Here is a 430-nt window from a genome sequence, read left to right as displayed (position 1 = left end):
GTCATRTGCGGRTAGAGCGCRTAGGACTGGAACACCATGGCGATGGCGATGTCGCGATCGGCTGGTTTCATCGTGGTGACGTCGCGGTCCCCAATCATGATCCGCCCTTCCGTCGGCGTTTCCAGACCGGCGATCAGTGTCGTGCTCTTGCCGCAGCCTGAGGGGCCGAGCAGCGTGACGAACTGCCCGGGCTCGATTGAGATGTTGATGCCCGAAACCGCCCAGCCGGCGCCGTAGCTTTTCCCCACATTCTGGAACCGGACGGATTGCGCCGTATTCGACCGTGTCTGGGTCATGCGTTTCAGCCTTTGACGGACCCGTCGGCGAAACCACCGATCAGGAATTTTCTGAACAGAAGGAAGACCACCACCGGCGGGATTGTCGCGATGATCACGCCCGCCATCAGTGAGCCCCAGTCGCGGCCGCGGCC

Annotated in this window: 1 protein-coding gene; it reads right to left on the bottom strand. The window is 62.3% G+C overall.

Annotation, left to right across the window (positions count from 1 at the left end; translation table 11 throughout):
* Window positions 1-296 (bottom strand): ATP-binding cassette domain-containing protein (locus AB4Y92_RS25970; protein ID WP_441822241.1); only part of this gene is annotated, 296 nt, incomplete at its 3' end.
* Between the last annotated feature and the right edge of the window lie 134 nt (window positions 297-430).

The sequence above is a fragment of the Lysobacter sp. TAB13 genome (assembly GCF_052113885.1).
GTDB classification, from domain to species: Bacteria; Pseudomonadota; Gammaproteobacteria; order Xanthomonadales; family Xanthomonadaceae; genus Lysobacter; species Lysobacter gummosus.
This window is presented reverse-complemented; position numbering and strand designations above follow the sequence as displayed.